16 protein-coding genes are annotated in these 23312 nt (G+C 67.2%); 7 read left to right on the forward strand and 9 right to left on the reverse strand.

The window, feature by feature from the left end; translation table 11 throughout:
• Positions 1–5: 5 nt before the first annotated feature.
• The 8 genes from CSC78_RS06445 to CSC78_RS06480 form a co-directional block, all read right to left on the reverse strand.
• The gene (locus CSC78_RS06445; RefSeq protein WP_162337088.1) at positions 6–2195 is read right to left on the reverse strand and encodes an SUMF1/EgtB/PvdO family nonheme iron enzyme; all 2190 of its coding nucleotides are present in this window, start codon (positions 2193–2195) and stop codon (positions 6–8) included.
• Between the two features lie 13 nt (positions 2196–2208).
• On the reverse strand, positions 2209–3156 hold the full coding sequence (locus CSC78_RS06450) for a ribokinase (RefSeq protein ID WP_162337089.1): 948 nt from the start codon (positions 3154–3156) through the stop codon (positions 2209–2211).
• Positions 3153–4358 (reverse strand): serine hydrolase domain-containing protein, encoded by a 1206-nt coding sequence (locus CSC78_RS06455; protein ID WP_162337090.1) that lies wholly within the window; start codon positions 4356–4358, stop codon positions 3153–3155. The genes CSC78_RS06450 and CSC78_RS06455 overlap by 4 nt, the downstream gene beginning before the upstream one ends.
• 89 nt (positions 4359–4447) lie before the next feature.
• The gene (locus CSC78_RS06460; protein ID WP_162337091.1) at positions 4448–6736 is read right to left on the reverse strand and encodes a TonB-dependent receptor; all 2289 of its coding nucleotides are present in this window, start codon (positions 6734–6736) and stop codon (positions 4448–4450) included.
• Between the two features lie 227 nt (positions 6737–6963).
• Positions 6964–7839: a LysR substrate-binding domain-containing protein gene (locus CSC78_RS06465; RefSeq protein ID WP_162337092.1), complete on the reverse strand. Its 876-nt coding sequence runs from the start codon at positions 7837–7839 to the stop codon at positions 6964–6966.
• A 73-nt stretch (positions 7840–7912) separates the two neighbouring features.
• On the reverse strand, positions 7913–10345 hold the full coding sequence (locus tag CSC78_RS06470) for a sodium:solute symporter (RefSeq protein ID WP_162337093.1): 2433 nt from the start codon (positions 10343–10345) through the stop codon (positions 7913–7915).
• Positions 10342–11184 carry an HpcH/HpaI aldolase/citrate lyase family protein gene (locus tag CSC78_RS06475; RefSeq protein ID WP_162337094.1) on the reverse strand — a complete coding sequence of 281 codons (843 nt, stop codon included), beginning with the start codon at positions 11182–11184 and terminating at the stop codon, positions 10342–10344. Before CSC78_RS06475 ends, CSC78_RS06470 begins: the two co-directional genes overlap by 4 nt.
• Before the next feature lie 135 nt (positions 11185–11319).
• On the reverse strand, positions 11320–12336 hold the full coding sequence (locus CSC78_RS06480; protein ID WP_162337095.1) for a sugar kinase: 1017 nt from the start codon (positions 12334–12336) through the stop codon (positions 11320–11322).
• Between the two features lie 239 nt (positions 12337–12575).
• Between CSC78_RS06480 and CSC78_RS06485 the strand changes: the two genes are divergently transcribed.
• Entirely contained in the window at positions 12576–15347 is a 2772-nt protein-coding gene (locus CSC78_RS06485) for a TonB-dependent receptor (RefSeq protein ID WP_162337096.1), read from the forward strand.
• 565 nt (positions 15348–15912) lie between these two features.
• Here CSC78_RS06485 and CSC78_RS06490 read toward each other — a convergent pair.
• Positions 15913–17268: a pectate lyase family protein gene (locus CSC78_RS06490; protein WP_162337097.1), complete on the reverse strand. Its 1356-nt coding sequence runs from the start codon at positions 17266–17268 to the stop codon at positions 15913–15915.
• Between the two features lie 148 nt (positions 17269–17416).
• Between CSC78_RS06490 and CSC78_RS06495 the strand changes: the two genes are divergently transcribed.
• The 6 genes from CSC78_RS06495 to kduI all read left to right on the forward strand — a co-directional run bounded on the left by CSC78_RS06495 (position 17417) and on the right by kduI (position 23197).
• Positions 17417–18262 (forward strand): 2-keto-4-pentenoate hydratase, encoded by an 846-nt coding sequence (locus CSC78_RS06495; protein ID WP_202924133.1) that lies wholly within the window; start codon positions 17417–17419, stop codon positions 18260–18262.
• Positions 18259–19254 (forward strand): TRAP transporter substrate-binding protein, encoded by a 996-nt coding sequence (locus tag CSC78_RS06500; RefSeq protein ID WP_162337098.1) that lies wholly within the window; start codon positions 18259–18261, stop codon positions 19252–19254. Before CSC78_RS06495 ends, CSC78_RS06500 begins: the two co-directional genes overlap by 4 nt.
• A 9-nt stretch (positions 19255–19263) precedes the next feature.
• A complete protein-coding gene (locus tag CSC78_RS06505; RefSeq protein ID WP_162337099.1) occupies positions 19264–19782 on the forward strand; it encodes a TRAP transporter small permease in 519 nt (172 codons plus the stop codon).
• Positions 19783–19785: 3 nt separating this feature from the next.
• Positions 19786–21069 carry a TRAP transporter large permease gene (locus CSC78_RS06510; protein WP_162337100.1) on the forward strand — a complete coding sequence of 428 codons (1284 nt, stop codon included), beginning with the start codon at positions 19786–19788 and terminating at the stop codon, positions 21067–21069.
• Positions 21070–21155: 86 nt separating this feature from the next.
• Positions 21156–22211 carry a LacI family DNA-binding transcriptional regulator gene (locus tag CSC78_RS06515; protein ID WP_162337101.1) on the forward strand — a complete coding sequence of 352 codons (1056 nt, stop codon included), beginning with the start codon at positions 21156–21158 and terminating at the stop codon, positions 22209–22211.
• A gap of 137 nt (positions 22212–22348) precedes the next feature.
• Positions 22349–23197: a 5-dehydro-4-deoxy-D-glucuronate isomerase gene (kduI, locus tag CSC78_RS06520; RefSeq protein ID WP_162337102.1), complete on the forward strand. Its 849-nt coding sequence runs from the start codon at positions 22349–22351 to the stop codon at positions 23195–23197.
• Positions 23198–23312 lie beyond the last annotated feature (115 nt).

Below are 23312 nucleotides of genomic sequence, written 5' to 3' on the forward strand. Positions count from 1 at the left end.
GTCGCTCACGCCGCATCCACCACGCAACGGAAGCCGATGCGGCCGGACCGGTCCTTGCCAGGCGCCATCAGCAGCAGCTTGCCGTGCTGGTCCAGGCGCTTGGCCTGCGGGAAGTACCAGTGCGAGGTGCGCGGCTCGTAATCGCTGCCACCGCGCACGATGGCGGCGCGCGTGTGCTCGTCATGGAATTCGTCCGTCCACTGCCAGACATGGCCGACCAGGTCCATCACGCCGAACGGACTGGCGCCGGCGGGATATGCGCCGACCTCGGCCGGCGGCGGCAGCACGCGGCCGCGGAACACCGGCGGTGCCGCATCGTCGCGCCAGGCATCGCCCCACGGATACAAACGCCCGTCGGTACCCTGCGCGGCGTACTGCCACTCCCACCCGTGCGGCAGGCGCTTGCCGGCCCACGCGGCATAGGCGCGCGCGTCCTCGATCGACACCCAGGTCACCGGACGGTTGTCCCAGCCTGGTTGCGGCGCGCCATTGCGCCAGTCGCGCAGGAAGTGCTGCGCATCCTGCGGGGCGTAGCCGGTGGCGTCGATGAAATCCTTGAACTGCGCGTTCGTCACCAGATGGCGATCGATGTGGAACGACGCGACCTGCATGCGGCGGCGGTGATGGCGACGTGCGGTGGGTTCCCACGGGAACTGCACGTCCACGCCTTCCCACACCTGCCCTTCGATCTCGATGCCCTGCACCGCGAACAGGAATTCGCTGGCGGGGATCGTGACCATGCCGTCCGGCGCATCGGCCTGCGGCGTGGTCGGCGCGATCGGCTGCAGGGTCTGCGGCAGCGCGGTCCACGTGGCAGACAGCGAGGCCAGCGGTGTCGCCGCTTCCTTCGCCATCTGCGCGAGGAAGTCATCCAGCCCCGCTTCCTGCGCACCGTCGCGCAGCGCCAGCAACGCACCGAAGCCGCGGCCTTCCAGCGTGGTCTCGAGGATTGCCTGGCCATCGATGATCCGCGGCTGCAGCGGCGTGCCGTTCCACAGGTCGAGATAGCGCGTGCCATCGACGTGCGGTACGGCGAGCTGCTCACCTTCGATCGGGTATTCGTGACGGTTGACCAGCGTCCACAGCGTGCGGTCGTCGGCCGGGAAGCGGCTGGCGAAGATGCCCGCCTGCAGCGTGCGCTCGTAGGGACGCCAGTCCAGGCTGACCGGCAGCGACGGAAAGCGGCGGTAGATCGCGGCGATGCGGCGCAGCGAGGCGGCGTCGCGCGGGGTCAGCTGGTTCCACAGGCCCCACACGTTCTCCCACGCGTTGTAACCCACGCCGTTGAAGAAGATGTACTGCAGGTCGTGGTTGCGGTCGCGGCCCCAGCGGTTCTCGTAGTTGATCATGTGGCGCGGTTCCAGCCACTTGAACTTGGCCACCGGCGGCACGACCTCGTTCGGCGCCTTCTTGCCCCAGCTCTGCACGTTCCAGATCAGGTGCTCTTCGGCGCTGATCGTGGACTCCGGCTGCACCACCACCGGATGGCCGAGCGCATCGCAGGCGTCGAAGAACGCGCGCGGCACGCCGTTGTAGGTGTCGCCGTTGATGCCGTCGGCGCCGACCGCGACGACGATCTTCGCGATGGCCTGCCAGTCGGGCTCGCCCTCGTCGCGGGTGCCGTTGTCCCAGGGCATGGTGGTGAGGAACACGCGCACGCCGCGGCGATGGAAATCGTCGACCGCGCCGCGCAGCGCGTCCAGCCCGCCCGGCAGGCTGCGGGCGAAGTCGAACTGGTTGCGGTCGTCCACGCCGATGTTGGGGTACACGCACCACAGCAGCACGCTGTCGAGACCGCCGAAACGCGCTTCCAGATCGTCGAGGTAACGGTCGACGGTGTAGCGGCCGGCGACGGGATCGTAGAGATAACGATCCTCCACCATCACCTGCGCATGCACGAAGTTGCGCTGCGCCCACTGCAGCTCCGGACGACGGTAGTTGGCGTCGTCGTAGCCGATGCGGGTGAGGTGTTCGCGGCGCCAGTCCTTCAGCTCCGCCACCCAATCGTCGGCCGAGGCGTTGGCGTCGATCTTCCACTGGCCGATGTCGGCGAACGGCCAGCCCGGCGCCTTGCCCGGCGTGGGCAGGTAACGCTGGGTGGTGACGTGGGAGAACTTGTACTCGGTCTTCACCGGCACGCGGTCGTCGTCGTGCGCGGGATCGGGGACAGTGTCGGGGGAAGTGGGGAGGATCATGGGGACTATCGGATCAGGAACCGGAGAGGCCGCGGTACGCGGCGAGCGCCGCGCGGCGCGGTGTTTCGTCGGCCTGCCCGGCGAGCCAGGCATCGACCTCCGCACGCGTCGGCACGCTGGTCTGCGCACCCAGGCGCGTGCAGGCCAGCGCCGACGCGGCACTGGCGAAGCGTAGCGCGTCCGCCAGCGGGGCATGCTGCGCCAGCCGCGCGGCCAGCGCGCCGCAGAAGGTGTCGCCGGCCGCCGTGGTGTCGACAGCGTCCACCGGAAAGGCCGGCTGCAGGAACAGTTCGCCGCCACGCCGTGCGATGCAGCCGCGCGCACCCAGCGTGACCACCACGCAGGGCACCGGCAGGCGCGCAAGCTGTTCGGCCAGCGTACCGGGGCCGGCGAGCGTGGCGAGTTCGCCTTCGTTGACGACCAGCAGGTCGACGTCGTCCAGCAGGCCGGCCGGCAATGCCGTCGCGGGGGCGGCATTGAGCATGACGCGGACACCGGCCGCGCGCGCGACGTGCGCGAAGCTGGCGACCGTGTCCAGCGGGGTTTCCAGTTGCAGCAGCAGGTGGCTGACGCCGCGCAGCGACGGCAGGTGGTGCGGCCGCAGCGCGGCGTTGGCGCCGGGGGCGACCGTGATGGCGTTCTCGGCGTCATCGGACAGGCAGATGAAGGCCGTACCGCTGGCGACGTCCGCTGCACGGATGACATGCCGCTCGACGCCGGCCTCGGCCAGCGCCTTGTCGAGCACGGCGGCATACGGGTCGTCGCCCAGCGCGAGCAGCATGCGTGTATAGGCGCCGCCCGCCCGCGCGCAGGCGACCGCCTGGTTGGCGCCCTTGCCGCCGGGAAACGTGGCGAAGTCGCGCCCCAGCACGGTTTCGCCGGGCGCAGGGACGTGCGACGCCCGCACGACGAAATCGAGGTTGGCCGAACCGGCCACCAGCACCGTGCCGGCCGCCTTCATGGCAATACCTCCGCATACACCTGGCGGTAGAACGGTCCGGCCAGCTTGGGCAGCGCGGGTGCGCCGTCCACGGGCAGGTGCTGCGACATCAGCACGATGACGAGGTGACGTGCGGGATCGATGGTGAAGTAGGTCGACGCCGCGCCGGACCAGCCGAACTGTCCGACCGAACCGGGGCGCGTGCTCTTCGCCGGATCGGTGACGACGTAGCCGCCCAGCCCGAAGCCTTCGCCCGGTTCCGGTGCGGGCACGGCAGGATCGAATGCCGCGAGCTGGTCGGTCATCATCAGGGCGACGGTGTCCTTCTTCAGAAGACGCGTGCCGTCCAGGTCGCCGCCATTGGCCAGCATGCGAGCGAAGCGCAGGTAATCGTCGGCGGTGGAGTACAGGCCGCCGGCACCGCTGGTGTAGGCGCGCAGTGCGATGCCGGGCGTACGCGCCGACGATGTATCGGCCAGGACGCGACGACCGTCCGCATCGCGCGAGGTCAGCGCGATCACGCGGCCACGCTGCGTGGCCGGCACCTCGAAGCCGGTGTCGCGCATGCCGAGCGGCGAGAAGACACGGGTCTGCAGGAAGTAGTCGAACGATTGGCCACTGGCGACTTCGATGACGCGCGCCAGCACTTCGGTATTGACGCCGTCGTAGCGGAAGCGCGTACCGGGTTCGTCGGCCAGCGGCGCACGGGCGACGCGGTCGGCATAACCGGCGAGATCGGAGGCGTCTTCCGGTGCCTGCCGTTGCAGCAAGGCGGAAGCGACACGGATGTCGTCGCCACCGGTGGCGAAGCCGGCGGTATGCGTGAGCAGGTGCCGGATCGTCAACGGGCGCGTCACGGATGCGAGCTGCGGGTCATCGACGTCGCCGCCGGTCACCCGTCGCAGCGACGCGAAGGCCGGCAGGTAGTGCGCGACCGGATCGTCCAGCCGCAGCCTGCCCTCTTCCACCAGCATCAGCGCCGCCACCGAGGTGATCGGCTTGGTCATGGAGTAGATGCGGAAGATGGCGTCTTCGCGCAGCGGTCGGCGGCCCTGCAGGTCTGCATGACCGGACACACCGCGATAGACCACGGCATCGTGGTCGGCGACCACGGCAACGGCACCGAGATAGCCGTCGGCACCGGTGGCCTGGCCCAGCCAGGCATCGAGCGGTGCAGGCGGCAGCGAAGGAGCGGCCGTCGCGCACGCAGCCAACGAGAGCATCAGGGCCATCCAGAGCCCGCGCCGCCCGGGAGAGGGGGCGACGCGGGCGGATGCAACGTGGGGGGGAGCCGGCATCCGTGGATCGTGGATCAGAACGTGTATTCGTAGGTGAACGAGTACATGCGGCCACGGCCGGCCCAGTAGTTCCGCCAGCCCGGTACCTGCGACCAGGTGAGGATGTACTGCTTGTTGGTCAGGTTCTCGATGCCCAGCGAGAAGCGGCCGACCTTCTCCACCCGGTAGTTCACGCCCAGGTCGAACAGCGTGTAGCCGGTGGTGTGTTCCTCATAGCTGAACTCGCGGTTGTCGTACGGCCGCACGTCGCTACCGGACAGGTCGCGCGACAGCAGCGTGGTCGAGCCCAGCGTGGCGTCGCCGGCTTCCGAGAACTTCCAGCGCACCGACAGCGCGATCTTGTCGGGATTCACGTCCAGCGCACCGATGGGCTTGTTGAGCGGGCCTGCATCCCAACGACCCTCGGGATCCTGGGTCCAGAACGACGTCTTACCGCGGATCCGCGAATAGACACCACTCAGCTTCCAGGCGTCGTTGATGGTCCAGTCGCCGGAGAACTCGAAGCCCTTGATGCGCGTCGGCGCGCGGAACAGCGTGTAGTCCTCGGTGATCGGATCGATCACATAGGAGGACCCGAGCTTGGAGCGCGAGTCGTAGTGCGACGCACTGAACGACGTGCGCTCACCGCGCCAGTTGACGCCGATCTCGCGGTTGTCGACGACGACGGCCTTCAGTTCCTGGAAGGTCGAATCGACGGTAGCCGGCGGATCGCCCGGGCAGCCATCGGGCTTGGTGTCGTTCGGATCGTTCGGGCAGGAGATGTTGCGCAACGGGATGCCGACATTCGGCAGCCCGAAGCCTTCGCCATAGGCACCGAATACCGACCACTGGTCGGTGATGCGCCAGATCGCGCCGAAGTTCACCAGGTTCTCCTGATAGCTCAGCTTGCCGCCCTGCACGAAGCGGCGGTCGCGGTACCAGGTTGTGGTGTAGTCGTTGACGGACAGTTCGCCGTCCTCACGCCGGAAACCACTGCTCAGGGTGACCGGCCCGATGTCGTAGCTGAGCTGCATGTAGGGCGCGACGCTTTCGTACTCCATCGGCGGCACCCACAGACGGTTGGTCAACGCAAGGCGCTGGTCGGCCTTGTCGCGTACCCAGTCGACGCCGGTCCGCAGTTCCAGCCCTTCCACGCCGAACAGCTCACCGCGCGTCCACGATGGACGGAAGCCCACCTTGTCGGAGTTGATTTCCGACTGGTCCCAGATCAGTCCATCGGGACCGTTCGGCGGAATCAACGGGTCCTGGCGATCGCTGCCGTTCTCCGCCGGATAGCGCATGGCCTGGTCCGCCCAGTAGGCATTCAGGCTCAGGGTGCCGCCGAAGAAATCGGCATCGGTATAGATGACGTTGACCTGGGTGAAGTCGTTGAACTCGGCCTTGGTGCCGAACAGGTGGCCACGCTCCGACGTGTTGGGGCTCGGGTTCTCGCACCAGCCTGGCTCGTACCTGCAGCCATCGACCTGGACGTAGTTGCCATTGCCCTCGATCTTGAAATCGCTGTAGCTGACCTGCAGGCGCTTCTCGAGATCCTCGCCGAAGTTGATGCCGCCCTTGACGAACAGGTTGCGCGCCTCCGAATCGCTGACCGAGCCGCTGGTGTTCATGCCCAGGCGCAGTCCGTTGGCGTCATAGCCCATGCCGCGATCGATACGCGACACGCCGACGATCATGTCGTAGTTGTCCTGCTTGCGGGCGAAATTCATGCCGACCTTCCAGCCCGCGCTGTCATCCTTGAACTGCGTCGAATAGCGGGTCAGCAGACGGAACTCGTTGCCTTCCTTGGTCGGAACCGCGGAGATGTAATTGATGATGCCGCCGGATGCGCCGATACCCTCGGATGCCGAAGGGCCGTTGATCACCTCGACGCGCCCGACGATACCCATGTCGGTGAAGGTCGCGTTGCGGCTGCCGTCGCGCAGCGGCGACCCCTGCGGAACGCCGTCGAACAGGCGCAAGGCCACGCGACCGCGCAGTGTTTCGCCACTGTTGCTCATCGCCTGCGATGCCTCGGCATAGCCGGGAACCGTGCGCGCGAGCACCGCGGTCGCGTCGTCCGTCAACAGCAGCGTGTGGGCGATCTCTTCCTTCGTTACCAGCGACACGGCACCCGGGATCTTGTCGACCGATTTCGCCGACCGGACACCGGTGACGATCACCTGGTCCAGATCGACAGCATCCTTCGCGCGCTCCTGTTCGGAGGCCGCATCCTGCGGCAACGGGGTGTTCTGTTGGGCTTGGACGCTGGCGCTGACGGCGGCGGCCAGCAGGAAAACGCCGAACGCGGCGGGTACCTGTTTCATGGTCTGTTCTCGGAATGCTTCGGTGGACGGCGAGCGCGCGTGCGCGTCGGCGCGTGGCTGGTAGGTGTACGAGAAAGGCCGCGATGGCGGCCGGCGTGCCCAGCGTTCCTCCCAGACGCTCGAACCCGACGATGGTCAAAGCGTAGGTCGACGTCCGTCACGGAAGAATCGTCCGCGGATATGTTCACAGGCTAGTTTTTGTAGCGTGCACTGCAACATGGCGACGCTCAGGCGTGGCCGGTGGCGGCACGGCTCTCCTGCAGCAGCACGGTGACCAGGCGGATGCGTACCGACGAACGCGACCACACCATGCCGATCCGGCGCGGTTCGCTGGGCAGCGGCAGCGGGATGCGCACCAGGTCCAGACCTTCCGGCCACGGCCGCGCCCAGTCCGGCACCAGCGACACGCCGAGCCCGCGGTCCACCATCACCGCGATGGCATTGAGGCCGTTCAGTTCGAACCGCTCGCGCGGCACGATGCCGGCGGCACGCAGGTACTCGTCCGCCACGCGCCCGCCCCACTGGTTGCGGTCGTAGCGGATCAGCGGCTCGGTGCGCAACAGGTCATGCGGATCGCGGCCCGCCATTCTCGCCGGCGCGATCATCACCAGCGGCTCCTCGCGCAGCAGCTGCCAGTCGCAGGTCTTGGGCAGGTTGTACGGCGCCTGCAGCACCAGCGCGGCGTCGAGTTCCCCGGCTTCCACCGCGCGATAGAGCTCGGCCGAGTACCCGGGCCGGATGAACACGTTGATCTGCGGGAACTTGTCGACCATCCGCGCCAGGATGTCCGGCAGCATGCCGGCCAGCGCGGTTGGACAGGCGCCGAGGCGGAGTTCGCCCGAGACTTCGCTGTCGTTGGCGATGCTGCGCATGTCGGCGACATCGCGCAGCAGGTCGCGTGCGCGCTGCAGGATGCGCGATCCTTCTTCGGTCAGGCTGACGGTGCGGCCCGCGCGCGCGATCAGCGGCGCACCGAGCTCGCGCTCCAGCGTGCGGATCTGCTGCGCCACCGCGGCCGGCGTGATGTTGAGCACGCGTGCGGCCGCGGCCATCGAGCCGCGGTCGGCCACCACCACGAAGGTATTCAGGAACTGGGTGTCCACGCGCCTCCCCCTTTCCGCGTCAGGCTACACGAGCCCGCACGCGGCAGCGATGGGACCTATGGCGCATGCGCGATCACTCGGCACCCGTCACCGCGTCCTGGCGATGGATGGTCAGGCCGCGCAACGAGCGCGCGGGCGGCGGGAACAGCCAGCTCGCCGCGTAGCCGACGACGATGCAGATCAGGATGGAGATGGCCAGGTAGAAGTACGGGTGCACCAGGTCCATCGACCAGATCAGCAGGGTCAGCACGATGCTGGCGCCGATGCCGATGGCCACGCCCTGCGAATTCGCCCGGCGGGTGAACATGCCCAGCGTGTAGGCACCGGCGAATCCGCCGCCCAGCAGGCCCGCCAGTTCGATGGAGACGTCGAACAGGGAGTGGATGTCGTAGCGCGACAGGACCAGCGCGATGCCGATGCCCACCAGCCCGACGACGACGCCCATCACTTCGGCGAAGAACACGCTCTTCTTCGGCGTGGGGTTCTTCGCCAGCTTCTCGTAGAAGTCGACCGACACCAGGGTCGACACGCTGTTGATGATGCTGGACAGGGTGGACATCGCCGCCGCGAAGATGCCGGCGATGATCAGGCCGGTGACGCCCATCGGCAGTTCGGCCGCGATGAACAGCGGGAACGTGGCATCGATGGGCAACAGCGGATTCATGCGCTCGGGGTGCGACTGGTAGTACACATACAGCGCAGTGCCGATGGCGTAGAAGAAGAAACCGCCGGGGATCATGATCGCAGCGAAGGTCCAGATGGAGCGGCCCGCCTCCTTGTCGGACTTGGTCGACAGGACGCGCTGCATCAGCACCTGGTCCTTGGGGAACGTCAGGACGACGTCGAATACCACCAGGAAGATGAAGCCCCACACCGTCGCCTTGGTCAGATCGAAGCTGAAGTCGAACAGCTGCGTCTTGTTCTCCGCCATGGCGACGTCGAGGAACTCCGGCACGCCGCCGTTGAGGTGGTAGACGATGAAGCCGATGGCGAAGATCGCACCGCCGAACATCACGAAGACCTGCACGAAATCGGTCCAGATGACCGCTTTCATGCCGCCGAGCGTAGTGTAGAGGATGGTGAACACGCCCATGATCAGGATGCTCCACACCACGTCCACGCCGGTGATGGTGGCGATGGCGAGCGCGGGCAGGAACAGGATCACGCTCATGCGGCTGCCGATCTGCATGGCGATGCACAGCGCGCTGGCGAGCATGCGGATGACCGGATGGAAGCGCGTTTCCAGGTACGAGAACACCGACATCAGGTCCAGGCGGCGCAGCAGCGGCACGATCCAGATGGCGACGAAGACGAGCCCCAGCACCGCGATCAGGTTGTTGGTCAGGTACTGCCAGTTGGTCTCGAACGCCTTGGCCGGAATGGCGATGAAGCTGATCGAACTGGTGTTGGTCGCATACAGGCTGACGCCTGCGGCCCAGAACGGAATGCTGCGCCCGCCGACGAAGAAGTCGGCCGTCGAGGCGCGCTTCTCCTGCATGTAGAAGTACAGACCGATGCCGACCATCGCGGCCAGGTAGACCACGATCACCAGCCAGTCGAGCCATTTCAGCAGATACGTGCGTGCGGTCAGCTCGACCGTGCCGAGCGAAGCCTCTTGCGCGTTCCAGCCGGCGAATCCGGTGCCCCAGGCGGTCAAGGTCGTCGGCACGCCCTGTTCGGGACCGGGCAGATCGGCCCACGCACGCGTGATGGTATGGAACGTCGCCAGGCGTGATGCGCCTCCGGCGGATTGCAGCACGTAGAGCACGTGGGCCTGGCCCGTGGCTCGCGCCGCTTCGGCCGCAAGCACCTTGCCCGGCACTGGATCAAGCGCCTGCCAGCCGGCATCCGCGGACCAGCGCCAGAGCGCATCACGCGACGGCGCCGGCGTGGTGACGATCAGTTCGCCGCGTTGCGCCACCAGCGTGCCCGCCGCGGCGGCGCCCGGCCAGGGCGCCATCGGTTCCCAGGCGGACGTGGCCTGCGCCACGGTGCGACGCAGGAGGTGCGGTTGCCCGGCCGCATCGAGGCCCGCCACGTACAGCGTGCCAGCGTGTTCGGCGAGACGGACGCCATGCAGGGTGGCCGGCAACGCCGGCAGCGCGCGCAGCGAAAGGCGTTCGCCGGCCAGGTCGGCGGCTTCCAGCACCTGCGCACCACCGTCCGTCGCGATCGGAAGTCGGTACAGGCGATCGATGGCCGCGTTCTGCCAGCCGTCGCGCGCCGTTGCGCCATCGGGCAACACCACGGTCTGCCAGCGCTTCGCGGTCGGCGACCAGGCCAGGACCGCCGTGTCCGAGAACGCCAGCAGCCGGCCGTTCGCCGTACGCAGCGCCGTCACGGACAACGGCGGCGCCGGCAAGGTCGCCTGCTGCAGGCCCGCCAGGCTCTCCGCCCGCGCCGATGCCGGCAACAGGACGAACAGCAGGGTCAGCAGCGATACGCAGCGAAGAAGCGACGACCATCCAGCGAATGCCGGCACCCTGGACCGCGTACGGGACGTCATGCCTGCTCCTGTCCCGCCACGGCGATCACCGCGCGGGCACGCGCCAGGAACGGGGCATCCACCATGCGGCCACCGACGGCGTAAACGCCGTCGCGGGCGGCGTCGACCACCTGTCGCGCCGCATCGATCTCTTCCCGCGTCGGCGCGAAGGCCGCGTTCGCCCACGCCACCTGGCGCGGATGCACGCAACTCTTGCCGACGAAGCCCAGTGCGCGGGCGGACGCGGCTTCGGCAAGGAAGCCCGCCTCGTCGTCCAGACCGGGGAACGCCCCATCGCAAGCGAACACGCCGGCTTCCGCGGCCGCCATGCGCAACGCGTACTGTGCGGCATGCACGTTGCGAAGATCGGCGCGCCGGATGCCGTGCGACTCGAACAGGTCGCCCAGTCCCAGTTGCAGGCCGCGCACGCGCCGGTGTGCGCCGGCGATCGACAGCGCGTTGCGCAGCGCACGCGGGGTTTCGATGTTGATCAGCAGGCCGGCGCCGCCGCGCACGCCGAGGCGGGCCTCGATGGCTTCGATCTCGGCCACGGCCTGTTTCAGCTGTTCGGCCGACTCGATCTTGGGCAGGTTGACCAGGTCGACATCGAGCGGAAGCACAGCGCGGAGGTCATCTTCCCATGCCGCGGAATGCCAGGCGTTGGTGCGCACGATCGCCTGCTTGCCGGCCTTGCGGTGCGGGGCATCGCGCAGGAAGCCCGCCACCTGTGCGCGCGCCTCCGGCTTCGCGGCGTCGGCGACCGCATCCTCCAGATCGAAGGACACCGCATCGGCCTCGCCCGCCATCGCCTTGGCGAACAGCGCGGGGCGGTCTCCGGGCACGAACAGCTTGCTACGCATGGACGGCGCTCATCATGGCGCGCAGTCTGCGGGATTCGCGTGCACGGCAAAGCCCCGGCCGGCATCTTCAAACGATAGTTTTTGCTGCGTTCCGGTATGTCGCAACGCAACAACCGCCTGTTTCCCGATGCGTGCTCAGCGCTTCACGTCCAGGCTGTTCTCGCCCAGGAATGCCTGCACGTCGGCCACGCCAACCAGATTGAAATCGCCCGGCAACGAATGCTTGAGGCAGGCCGCAGCGACGCCGAAGTGGAGCGCGTCCGCGCTCTCCATGCCGACGAGGCCGCCATGCAGCACGCCCGCCGCGAACGCATCGCCGGTGCCGATGCGGTCGACGATCGGCGAGACCTCATAAGCGGGCGTGGTGTGCACCGAGCCCTCACGGAGCGCGGTGATGCCCGACAGCGCGTGATGGTCGACGCTGCGCTGCACGCGCACCGTCGCCGCCATCTGCTGCAGATGCGGGAAGGCCTTGAACGCGGCCGCCGCACCGGCAGCGAAGCGCTCCTGCGGCGTCGCCTGCGGGAAGTCCAGGCCAAGCACCACCTGCAGGTCGCGGTGGCTGGCGAACAGGAGGTCGGCTTCGGACATCAGTCCCCGCAGGATCGTCGGCGCGTCGCCTCCCCAGGCTTCCCACAGCTTCGGCCGGAAGTTGCCGTCGAAGGACACCTTCACGCCCGCCGCCCGCGCCGCCTTCACCGCCAGCAGCACGCCATCCGCCGCCTGTTGGCCGAGCGCCGGCGTCACCCCGGAGACATGCAGCCAGTCGGCGCCGGCGAGCAGGGCCGGCCAGTCGTGCGTGCCACCCCCGGCGCGCGCGAACGCGGAGTCCGCACGGTCGTAGAGCACTTCGCTGGGTCGCTGGATGGCACCCGGCGTCAGGAAGTAGAGGCCCATGCGCCCCGGCGCCTGCTGCACCGCGCGCGTATCGACGCGATGCCGGCGCAGTTCGCCCATGGCGGCTTCGCCCAATGCGTTGTCCGCGACCAGTCCCACCATGCGCGCGTCATGGCCGAAGCGCGCCAGCGAAACGGCGACGTTGGCTTCCGCACCACCGACATGCACGTCGAGCAGCGGCGATTGCAACAGCATCTGGCGACCGGGCGCGCCGAGGCGCAGCAGCAGCTCACCGAAACAGACGATCTTTCCCATCTCCCCTCTCCTCCCGTGGCATGGATGCAGCGCGCCCCGCGCGTCGTTCCGGCTTGTCCATGGGACAAAGACTAACCGGCTCGACTGACAGTTGTTGTTGCAGCGCACACTCTGTTAGCGTTGTTTTTGACCAGCGGTGTCATTTTATCAGCTGGCAGGATTCGGAAGGGAATAAACAGCAGTTTTTGCCAACAAAACAGTCGCGGTACGCGGCCATGGTCCCTTGAGGAGGGGAGAACATGCCAGTTAGTCATCAGAACCGGAAGACACCGGTTACCTTGCTTGCCGTCTCGATCGGCCTGGCGCTGCAGATGGGGGCAGCGGCGCATGCCCAGGAGGCGACACCAGCCGGGGAAGGGGCCGCGCAGGAAGCCGTGGACACCACCCTCGACACGATCAGCGTGACGGGCTACCGCGCCAGCCTGGAGAAGGCACTGGACATCAAGCGCGGCGAAGCCGGCGTGGTGGACGCCATCGTCGCCGAAGACATCGCCGACTTTCCGGACATGAACCTGGCGGAGTCGCTGCAACGCATCCCCGGCGTGTCGATCACCCGGGACGGCGGCGAAGGCCGCAACATTTCCGTCCGCGGCCTGGGTCCGCAGTTCACGCGCGTGCGCATCAACGGCATCGAGGCGCTGGCGACCGGCGGCGGCACCGATACCGCTGGCGGCGTCAACCGCGGCCGCGGTTTCGACTTCAACACCTTCGCATCGGAACTCTTCAGCCAACTGGTGGTGCGCAAGACCTCGTCGGCGGACGTCGAGGAAGGCTCGCTGGGTGCGACGGTCGACCTGCGCACCGCGCGTCCGTTCGACTATGACGGCTTCACCATGGTGGTCGGTGGCCAGGCCAGCTACAACGACCTGCTGAAGGAAACCGATCCGCGCGGCACGTTCCTGATCAGCAACACCTTCGCGGACAACACCATCGGCGCCCTGCTGTCGGTGGCCTACACCGACCGCAAGGTGATCGAGGAAGGCTCGGACTCCGTCCGCTGGTGGACGGCGCAGAGCGGCACCAACTTCTTCAACCCCAGCTCGCCCTATACCGCGGCGCTCAGCCCCAACGTTTTCCATCCGCGCATTCCGCGCTACAACGTCTACCTGCACGACCAGCAGCGCGTCGGCGTCACCGGGTCGCTGCAGTTCAAGCCGAACGACGCTACCGAGCTCAGCTTCGACGCCCTGTATGCCCGCTTCGACGCCAACCGCTACCAGGACAACATCAACGCCGTGTCGTTCAGCCGCACCAACGCGGCAGGCAAGCAGAACACGATCGTCCGCGACGGCGAGATCGACGCCAACGGCAACCTGGTGTACGGCCTGTTCGACAACGTCGATATCCGCTCCGAGGGCCGTTACGACGAGCAGACCACCGAGTTCAAACAGTGGGGCGCCGAACTGAGGCACCGCTTCAGCGACTCGCTGTCGATGCACGCCCTGCTGGGCGGCGTGAAGTCGACCTACGAGAACCCCATCCAGACCACCGTCATCATGGACAAGTTCGATGTCGACGGTTACTCGTGGGATTACCGCGGCAACAGCCGCCTGCCGGTTTTCAACTACGGCAACATGGACCCGCTGGATCCGAACGGCTGGACGCTGGCGGAAATCCGCCTGCGCCCGCAATCGACCACCAACGAGTACGATGCGCAGCAGATCGACCTGACCTGGATCGCGTCCTCCTACTTCACGCTGAAGGGTGGCGTCCATCACAAGGACTACACCTTCGAATCCAGGGAGTGGCGCCGCAGCAGCGAAACCGTCGTCCCGCCGATGACCAGCGACACCCTGGCCGGCCTGCTACGCCAGTTCGGCACCTACGGCATCGGCGCAGGCGGCGTGAACCGCTGGTTGGTACCGGATGTCAACGCTTTCCAGCAAGCGCTGGGTATCCATGACGGCACCGGCATATACCAGGTCTACGACAACCTGTCCTCGCTGGCAGCCAACAACCGCACCGTCAACGAGAAGAGCCTGGGCTACTACGTGCAGGGCGACTTCAATTTCGACATCGGCGCGGTTCCGGTGCGCGGCAATGTCGGTGTGCGGCGCGTGGATACCGAGCTGACCAGCGATGGGTGGTCGTTCGTCGGGGGCGTGCCCGTTCCGACCCGGGTTGTCCACGAGTACAGCGACACGCTGCCGTCCTTCAACCTGGCAGCGGAGATTACACCCGACTTCGTGGTCCGCCTGTCCGGCGCCGAAGTCATGACGCGCCCGAATCTCGGCTTCCTCAACCCGGGCGCCACCGTCAGTGCATCGGGCGGCGCCTTCACGGTCACCACGGGCAATCCGAAACTCGAGCCCTTCCGCGCCAAGACGCTGGACCTGAACCTCGAATGGTATTTCACCAACGAGGCGCTGCTGTCGCTGGGCGTGTTCTACAAGGACATCGACAGCTACATCCAGAATTCGCGCGAGAGCCGCCCCTACAACACGTCGGGCCTGCCCAACGAACTGCTGAACGGCACGATCGCCACGCCGGAGGACATCTTCACCTTCAACCAGCCGCTGAACACACCCGGCGGAGAGCTGCGCGGCTACGAACTCAGCTACCAGCAGCCCTTCACCTTCCTGCCCGGCTTCTGGCAGGACTTCGGCGTGCAGCTGAACTACACGTACGTCGATTCCGACATCCAGTACCTGAGTTCTGCCGGCGTGCCCACGGTGAAGGGACCGATGGTAGGCCTGTCGAAGAACGCCTGGAACGCGACGCTGTACTACGACAACAGCAAGTTCGCCGCCCGCGTGTCGGCGGCTTACCGCGACGAGTTCGTCAATACCATCCCGGGTCGCGAGGGCAGCGACGTGGAGGCGACATCCGAGTTCACTACAGTCGACGCTTCCCTGTCGTACAACGTCACCGACAAGCTGACCATCTCGCTGGAGGGCCTGAACCTGACCGACGAGTGGACCGACATGTGGATGGATACGGCCGGCGACCGCTCGATCGCCTACACGCATACCGGTCGCCAGTACATGCTGGGTTTCCGTTACAAGTTCTGATCGTTTGACGTTGAGCACCTCCCTGCGAGGTGCACCCGAAGCCCGGCCGCCTCTCCCGGCCGGGCTTTTTTGTGTCCGCTGCGCGTCGCCACGCCGCCATGCGCCATGACGGATGCGGCGTATCCAGCGCGCTGGATGCCCTTCCGCGACGAACGCCTGCAACGCGTACCAGGACAGAACCACCACGACGGGGAAGGCAGACGCCGGGCACGATGTTTCGATGTCGTGCAAATGGGACAGGCACCCCACGCAGACGCTCGAAGGGCTGAACTCGGCGGATGAACTCAACGGGCCTTGCGTGGACTCTGCAGACGGCGACCGGGCGATGTATCACCGCACCGTTCGCCAATGCTGCCTGGGCATGCGGCCCAACTTCCGACCGCCGTGCTGCGTGATGGGCCGGGGACCGGTCGGTCGAACCACGTGCACGTGTTCCGATGAAGGTTCCCGCGGCAGCGGGCACACGGTGCATCCGCCGCGCACGATCGCGACCAACGAAAAGGCCCGCCTGATGGCGGGCCTTTTGCGACAAGCGTTCCGCGCGAACGTGCGCTTCGGTGATCCCTCAGCGCAACGGCTCTCCGCGGGGATAGCTGCCGGAAGCCGGCTCCATCGTATCGAGGTTCCAGTCGGCCTCGACAAACGGCTTGCGCGCCTCCTTGTACTGCGGGTATCCACCGACCTGCTCCTGGCTGTCGATGATCTCGCCGCGGCCTTCGATGACGTCGGCGACGATGCGGCGGTCGATCAGGTCGCGGTTCCAGGGCGTGGCACCCACGGTTTCGATCACCGCATCCTGCACCTTGGCCGACGGCAGCAGCGTCACGCCGAACGGCAGCGCCGGTGCTGTCCTGACGCGATTGAGCGTCACCGGCGCGGTGGTGTAGCTGCCGGTCTCCTGGATGCTCTTGGCGCCCGTACGGTCGACGATCAGGTTGTCCTGCGCGTACAGGTCGAGATCCCCGGAGCCGCCGATCATCATGAAGGCCAGCGGCTCGGTCGACCTGCCTGCGCGCATCACGTTGCCGCGCACCACCATCTCGCCCTTCGAGTACGGGTGGCCCAGCCATTCTTCCGCGATCAGGTTGTAGTGGATCGCACGCTGCCCCGGGTTGTAGATCAGGTTGTTGATCACCTGCCCGCGCGCGCCACCCTTGAACAGCGGGCTGCGCTCGTAGTTGTGCGCGTAGAGATTGCCGACGATCAGGACCTCGTTGACGTGGTCGTGGATCAGCGAGCCCTTGGAATGTTCGCCCTTGGGATGGGTGGAATGAGCCAGCCCTTCGCTGACGATGTTGTTGCTGTAGGTGATCCGGCGCGAGGCATTGGCCATCCACTCGGCTTCGTTCTCGCCATGGAAGCGGGTGCTGGACGCGCTGAGGTTCTCGTCCGTCGCCCAGGTGAGCGAGCAGTGGTCGACGATGACATCGTGCGCGCCGCGTACCGTCGTGATGGCGTCGATGTCGCCGGAGCGCTTCGGCATGCCGCCGTCGCCCGGCCGGATGCGGATATGCCGGATCACCACGTCATGCGTGGCGATGATCAGGCCGCCCTTGATGATCGTGACGCCGGGATGCGGGGCGGTCTGCCCGGCGATGGTCAGGAACGGCTCGGTGATACGCAGCTCCTTCATGCCCAGGTCGATCACACCGCCCACTTCGAATACGACGATGCGGGGACCCGTGCCGGACACAGCTTCCTTGAAGGAACCCGGGCCATCGGCCGCCAGGCTGGTGACGCGGACGATCTTGCCTCCCCGCCCGCCGGGCGTGTGCGCGGCGGCGCCCTGCGCACCGGGAAACGCCAGCGGACGCGTATCGGCGGCCAGCACCGTGGCCGTGGTGAGCGCGATCAGCAGGGCGGCGGTCGCACGGGCGATCCAACGGACCCGCGTCGACGCGGATGAACGGACATGAAGCATTGGCTCCTCCCAGGAGTAGTCGACGCATCGTGGCATCGGGATGGATTTTGCGGCAGTGCACATTGTCAATGACACCGGTTTACCATATACAGGCCATCCACCTGCACTGTCACTCGGCAGTGCAACAAATCGCAGCGGGAGAACCCACTTGAGCAACGACCGCAAAGCCGACGCCGACGCGCCCACGCTGGCCGCCATCGCGGACGGTTTCGTAGGCGCGCGCCGCCAAGGCCGCGCTTTGCCGGGGTTCCCCGGCGACATTCCCGACGACCTCGTTACCGCCTATCGCGTGCAGGACATGGCCATCGCCCGATGGCCGGACCGGGTAGTGGGCTGGAAGGTCGGTTTCATTGCGCCCGAGCGGCGCGATGTGTCCGGCGATGAGCGGCTGCTCGGCCCGATCTTCGCGCGGCAGCTGCAGATGACCACCGGTAGCCAATCCGTCTTCGAAGTCTTCGGTGGTGGCTTTGGCGCCGTGGAGGCCGAGTACGTCCTGCGCGTCGACGAGGACGTCCCGGGCGACAAGACGGAGTGGACGCCGGAAGAGGCGGCCGCCGTGCTGTCGACGCTGTTCGTGGGCATGGAGGTGGCCAGCAGTCCGTTGGCCACGATCAACCAGCTGGGCCCGCGGGTGGTCGTGTCGGACTTCGGCAACAACAACGGGTTGGTGATGGGAGCGGAGATCCCGGCCTGGACCGAACGCAGCGATGCCTCGCTCACGTGCACGACCTGGATCGACGGACGCCAGGTCGGCCAGGGCGGCGCAACGACGCTGCCGGGCGGACTGCGCGCGGCATTCGCGTTCGCGCTGGCGCGCTCGGCACGCCGCGGCAGGCCGCTCAAGGCCGGCGACCTGATCGCCACCGGCAATGCGACCGGCATCCACGACATCCTGCCCGGCCAGCAGGCACGCATCGATTTCGACGGACATGGCAGCATCGAATGCCTGGCCACCGCGGCGGCACCGAAGGACGAGGGAGATTGGCGCGCATGATGAACCGTCGTCGTTTCCTCGGCACCGGCCTGGGCGCCGCGGCCACGCTGCCGCTGCTGGGTAGCCGTGTGCTGGCCGACGAAGGCCGGCACGTGCTCACCGCGACCGACGTGCACGTGAAGGACTACCCGACCGTCGAAGCCGTGAAGTGGATCGGCGACACGCTGATGCGCGAGACCGGTGGCCGGGTAACGCTGCGCCAGTACCACTCCGGCCAGTTGGGACGCGAGTCCGAAGCCATCGACATGGCGCGCTTCGGCGCCATCGACATGACCCGCGTGTATGCCGGCGCACTGAACAATGCGTTTCCGCTGACCCAGGCGCTGTGCCTGCCCTACGTCTTCGATTCCGTGCCGCACATGCGGCGCGCGATGGACGAAGGTGTGGGCAAGACGGTGCTGGAAGGCTTCGCGCGGCGCGGCCTGGTCGGCCTGGCCATCTACGACTCCGGTGCCCGCTGCTTCTACAACACCAAGCACGCGATCCGGGCGCCGGCGGACCTGCATGGACTGAAGATCCGCGTGCCCGTCTCCGACATCTTCATCCGCATGCTGCGCCTGTTCGGCGCCAACGCCACGCCGCTGTCGCTGGGCGAAGTCTTCTCCGGGCTGGAGACGCGCATGATCGACGGCGCCGAGAACAACATCCGCAGCTTCCATTCCAGCCGGCACTTCGAAGCGGCCCATTACTGGTCGCAGACCAACCATTCGTATGCACCCGATGTCCTGCTGGTGTCGCAGCGCACGCTGGACGGGCTGCAGGCGCGCGACCGCGAACTGCTGATCGAAACGGCGCGGCAATCGGTCGGGGTGATGCGGACGCTGTGGGACGCCTCCGAAGCCAAGGCAAGGGAAGCCGTGTTCGACGCGGGGGTGAAACACAACGAGGCGGATCTCGCCGCATTCGCGCACGCCTCGCAGCCGCTGCTGTCCGAGTACCGCAAAGACCCCGCGATCGACGCGCTGTACCGCCGCATCCGCGACCTGGCCTGAGAACCGACGATGTCCGAAGAAACCACACCGTCCCCCGCCACGCCGCTGCAACGCGGCATGGACCTGTTGTCCAACGCCGCCATCGGGATCGCCGTCGTCGCGCTGCTGGGCCTGGTGGCCGTGCAGGGCTGGCAGGTGATCGCCCGCTACGTGATCAACGACTCGCCGAGCTGGACCGAGCCGGTGACCGTGCTGCTGCTGACCACCGCCATGAGCCTGGGCGCGGCGTCCGGCGTGCACACCCACCGGCACTTCGGCTTCTTCCTGCTGGCCGACGCCGCGGGTCCGCGCCTGAAGAGACTGCTGCATGCCCTGTCACCCCTGGTGATCGCCGCCATCGGCGCGGTGATGGCCTATTGGGGCGCGGTGCTGTTGCTGGACGGCCTGGACATCCGCATCGCCGGCGCGCCCATGCCGCAGAGCATCGGCTACCTGCCGCTGTCGATCGGCGGCGTGCTGATGGTGGTGTTCGCCGTGTACCGACTGCTCCTGGTGCTGCGCGCGCCGCTGACCGACGAGGCCCGCTGACCCATGGCGATCACCCTGCTCTTCTCCCTCTTCGCGATCCTGCTGCTGGTCGGCGTGCCCGTCGCGTATGCGCTGGCCGCCGCGTCGCTGGCGACCCTGCTCTACCTCGATCTGCCCAGCATCGTGCTGGTCCAGCAGATCTCGTCGGGTACCGGCTCGGCGTCGCTGATCGCCATCCCGCTCTTCATCTTCGCCGGCGAGATCATGCTGCGCGGCGGCATCTCCGAGCGGCTGATCAGTCTGGCGGCCTCTCTGGTAGGCCGGCTGCGTGGCGGCCTGGGCCAGGTCAGCATCCTGTCGTCGCTGTTTTTCGGCGGCGTGTCGGGCTCTGCCATCGCCGACGTCTCGGCCGTGGGCGGCACGATGATCCCGCAGATGGTCAAGCGGGGCTACGACCGCGATTTCGCCGTCAACGTCAGCATCACCGCGGCGCTGGTGGCGTTGCTGGTGCCGCCTTCCCATAACCTGATCCTGTTCTCGGCAGCGGCCGGCGGCGGCCTGTCCATCGCCGACCTGTTCGCCGCCGGCATCACGCCCGCGTTGTTGATGACGGCCGTCCTGATGGCCACGGGCTGGGCAGTGGCGCGAAAGCGCGGATACGGCACCGAACCATTCCCGGGCATGCGTGCGGTCATGCTGCGCCTGGTGGCCGCGCTGCCGGGGCTGGGCCTGGTCGGCCTGATCTTCTTCGGCATCCGGGCCGGCATCTTTACCGCCGTCGAGAGCGCCGCGATCGCCGTGGTGTACGCGCTGCTGGTGACCAGCGTGCTCTACCGGCAATTGTCGCTGAAGGAATTTTTCGCCACGGTGACGCACGCGGCACGCACGACGGGCGTGATCCTGTTCGTGATCGCCACCGCCGCGGTGTTCGGCTGGCTGCTGGCCTATCTGCAGGTGCCGGCGGCGGCGGTCGATGCGTTGCAGTCCATCGCGCACAGCAAATACACGGTGCTGCTGCTGATCGTGCTGGTGCTGCTGTTGCTGGGCACCTTCATGGACCTGGCACCGATGATCCTGATCTGCACGCCGATCTTCCTGCCGGTGGCGCGCGCCTACGGCATCGACCCGATCCATTTCGGCCTGGTGCTGGTACTGACCGGCGGCCTGGGACTGGTGACGCCGCCGGTGGGCTCGGTGCTGTTCATCGGCACGGCGATCGGCAAGATCACCATCGCCCAGAGCATGCGCACGATCTGGCCGTTCTGGCTGGCAGGCCTGGCGGTGTTGCTGGTGGTGACGCTGTTCCCCGAGTTGTCGCTGTGGCTGCCGAAGGCGCTGAAGGGATGAGGGGCGCCGTAATCGCCGCTACCGCACGCTGGACGCACCCCAGCCGCTAGAATCCCCCCGACAGACGAACGGACCCGCCCTGCCCCATGCCCGCGCGCAAGAAGCCCGAATCCCCCGCTGCCCTGCCCACCGGTGGCAAGGCGGCGACCATCAACGACATCGCACGGCTGTCCGGCGTTTCCAAGAAGACCGTCTCGCGCATCATCAACCACTCGCCGCTGGTCCGGAAGGACACCCGCGAGAAGGTCGAGGCGTTGATGCGCGAGGTCGGTTACTCGCCCGACCCGATGGCGCGCGGCCTGGCGTTCCGCCGCTCGTTCCTGATCGGCATGGTCTACGACAATCCGACCGCCCAGTACATCGTGAACATGCAGTACGGCGCGCTGGACGCGCTGCGCGATTCGGGCTTCGAACTGGTCGTGCATCCGTGCGACAGCCGCAGCCCCGGCTATATCGACGGCGTGCGTCGCTTCGTGCAGCAGCAGAAACTGCATGGCGTGATGCTGGTGCCGCGCGCCTCGGAAGACCAGGCGCTGGCCGACATGCTCGCCGAGATCGGCTGCCGCTACACCCGCATCGCCTCGGTGTCGATGGACACGCCCGCGCGCATGGTCGTCACGCACGACCGCGACGGCGCCGCGGAAGCCGCCGAATACCTGCTGTCGCTCGGCCACACCGATATCGCGCTGATCACCGGCCCGGCCGCGTACCGGTCGTCGATCGAGCGCACCGACGGCTTCGTGCAGGCGCTCGCCAAGCGTGGGCTGGAGCTGCCGAAGTCGCGCATCATCGAAGCCGGCTACACCTTCGAGTCCGGCGTGGTCGCCGCCGAGAAGCTGCTGTCCGGCAAGCACCGGCCCACCGCCATCTTCACCGGCAACGACGAAATGGCCGCCGGCGTCTACAAGGTCGCCATGCGCGCCGGCATCAGCATTCCGCGCCAGCTGTCGGTGGTCGGCTTCGACGACAGCCCGCTCGCCTCACGCCTGTGGCCCTCGCTGACCTCGGTCCGCCGGAATACCCGCGATACCGGCCGCACCGCCGCCGCGATGCTGATCCAGCCGGAAGGCACGCCGATGCTGGCCGCCGCCAGCATCCGTCCGCATCTGGTCATCCGCGACTCCTCGCAGCCCCCCGAGTAAGCCCGCTCCGTCATGTTGCATGGCCGCCCCGCTGCCGCACCGCAAAATGACACCGGTTACCAAAGCTTTTAGACTCCCTTCCCACGACCTTCCCGATGCCCTGTCCAAGGGCGTCCGCACCAAACGGAGCCACGCCCATGTTCTGCAAGACCTACCACGCCACCCATCCGGACATGATGGACGGCGCCAGCAACGACCAACTGCGCGACCGCTACCTGATCGGCAACCTGTTCGTCGACGACACGGTGCAGCTGAACTATTCGCACAACGAGCGCTTCGTGATCGGCGGTGCCGCACCGGTGTCGAAGAAGGTCGACCTGCCGCGCCAGACCGAGCCCGCGTCGGCCGCCGGCAAACCGTTCCTGGAGCGTCGCGAACTGGGCGTGATCAACGTCGGCGGCGGCGCGGGCAAGGTCACCGTCGACGGCACAACCTATGCGCTGGGTCCGAAGGATGGCCTGTACGTGGCGATGGGCAGCGCCGACGTGGTGTTCGAGTCCGACAATGCCGCGAATCCCGCCAAGTTCTACCTGACGTCGACGCCGGCGCATGCGCGCTTCGAGACCAAGCAGCTGTCGATCAAGGACGCCGTGGCCTTGGAGCGCGGCGCGCTGGAAACCAGCAACGAGCGCACGATCTACCAGTTCATCGTGCCGGCCACCTGCCAGTCCTCGCAGCTGCTGCTCGGCCTGACGGTGCTGAAGACCGGCAGCGTGTGGAACACCATGCCGCCGCATCTGCACGACCGCCGCAGCGAGGTCTATTTCTACTTCGACCTGGCCGAGAACGACCGCGTCTACCACTTCATGGGCGAACCGGAAGCGCAGCGCCACATCGTCGTGCAGAACGACGAAGCCGTGGTGTCGCCGCCGTGGTCGATCCACATGGGCTCGGGCACCAGCAACTACGCCTTCATCTGGGCGATGGGCGGCGAGAACCTGGACTACACCGACATGCACGTGCTGGACATCTGCCAGCTGAAGTAAGAGACGTAGCGTAGAGCCGAGCTTGCTCGGCTGAACCACCATCCGAAGCCGATGCATCAAGCGCAGCGGAGCGAGCTCCGCTCCACCAGCAGCGCACCACACCGAGGGAATCCAC

Origin of the sequence: Pseudoxanthomonas japonensis (assembly GCF_010093445.1) — a bacterium.
Classification (GTDB): Bacteria; Pseudomonadota; Gammaproteobacteria; order Xanthomonadales; family Xanthomonadaceae; genus Pseudoxanthomonas_A; species Pseudoxanthomonas_A japonensis.

What these genes read in the sequence shown, in the direction of transcription:
- CSC78_RS06445 (WP_162337088.1), bottom strand. Translation starts at nt 2,195, where the DNA reads ATGATCCTCCCCACTTCCCCCGACACTGTCCCCGATCCCGCGCACGAC.
- CSC78_RS06450 (WP_162337089.1), bottom strand. Translation starts at nt 3,156, where the DNA reads ATGAAGGCGGCCGGCACGGTGCTGGTGGCCGGTTCGGCCAACCTCGAT.
- CSC78_RS06455 (WP_162337090.1), bottom strand. Translation starts at nt 4,358, where the DNA reads ATGCTCTCGTTGGCTGCGTGCGCGACGGCCGCTCCTTCGCTGCCGCCT.
- CSC78_RS06460 (WP_162337091.1), bottom strand. Translation starts at nt 6,736, where the DNA reads ATGAAACAGGTACCCGCCGCGTTCGGCGTTTTCCTGCTGGCCGCCGCC.
- CSC78_RS06470 (WP_162337093.1), bottom strand. Translation starts at nt 10,345, where the DNA reads ATGACGTCCCGTACGCGGTCCAGGGTGCCGGCATTCGCTGGATGGTCG.
- CSC78_RS06475 (WP_162337094.1), bottom strand. Translation starts at nt 11,184, where the DNA reads ATGCGTAGCAAGCTGTTCGTGCCCGGAGACCGCCCCGCGCTGTTCGCC.
- CSC78_RS06480 (WP_162337095.1), bottom strand. Translation starts at nt 12,336, where the DNA reads ATGGGAAAGATCGTCTGTTTCGGTGAGCTGCTGCTGCGCCTCGGCGCG.
- CSC78_RS06485 (WP_162337096.1), top strand. Translation starts at nt 12,576, where the DNA reads ATGCCAGTTAGTCATCAGAACCGGAAGACACCGGTTACCTTGCTTGCC.
- CSC78_RS06490 (WP_162337097.1), bottom strand. Translation starts at nt 17,268, where the DNA reads ATGCTTCATGTCCGTTCATCCGCGTCGACGCGGGTCCGTTGGATCGCC.
- CSC78_RS06500 (WP_162337098.1), top strand. Translation starts at nt 18,259, where the DNA reads ATGATGAACCGTCGTCGTTTCCTCGGCACCGGCCTGGGCGCCGCGGCC.
- CSC78_RS06505 (WP_162337099.1), top strand. Translation starts at nt 19,264, where the DNA reads ATGTCCGAAGAAACCACACCGTCCCCCGCCACGCCGCTGCAACGCGGC.
- CSC78_RS06510 (WP_162337100.1), top strand. Translation starts at nt 19,786, where the DNA reads ATGGCGATCACCCTGCTCTTCTCCCTCTTCGCGATCCTGCTGCTGGTC.
- CSC78_RS06515 (WP_162337101.1), top strand. Translation starts at nt 21,156, where the DNA reads ATGCCCGCGCGCAAGAAGCCCGAATCCCCCGCTGCCCTGCCCACCGGT.
- kduI (WP_162337102.1), top strand. Translation starts at nt 22,349, where the DNA reads ATGTTCTGCAAGACCTACCACGCCACCCATCCGGACATGATGGACGGC.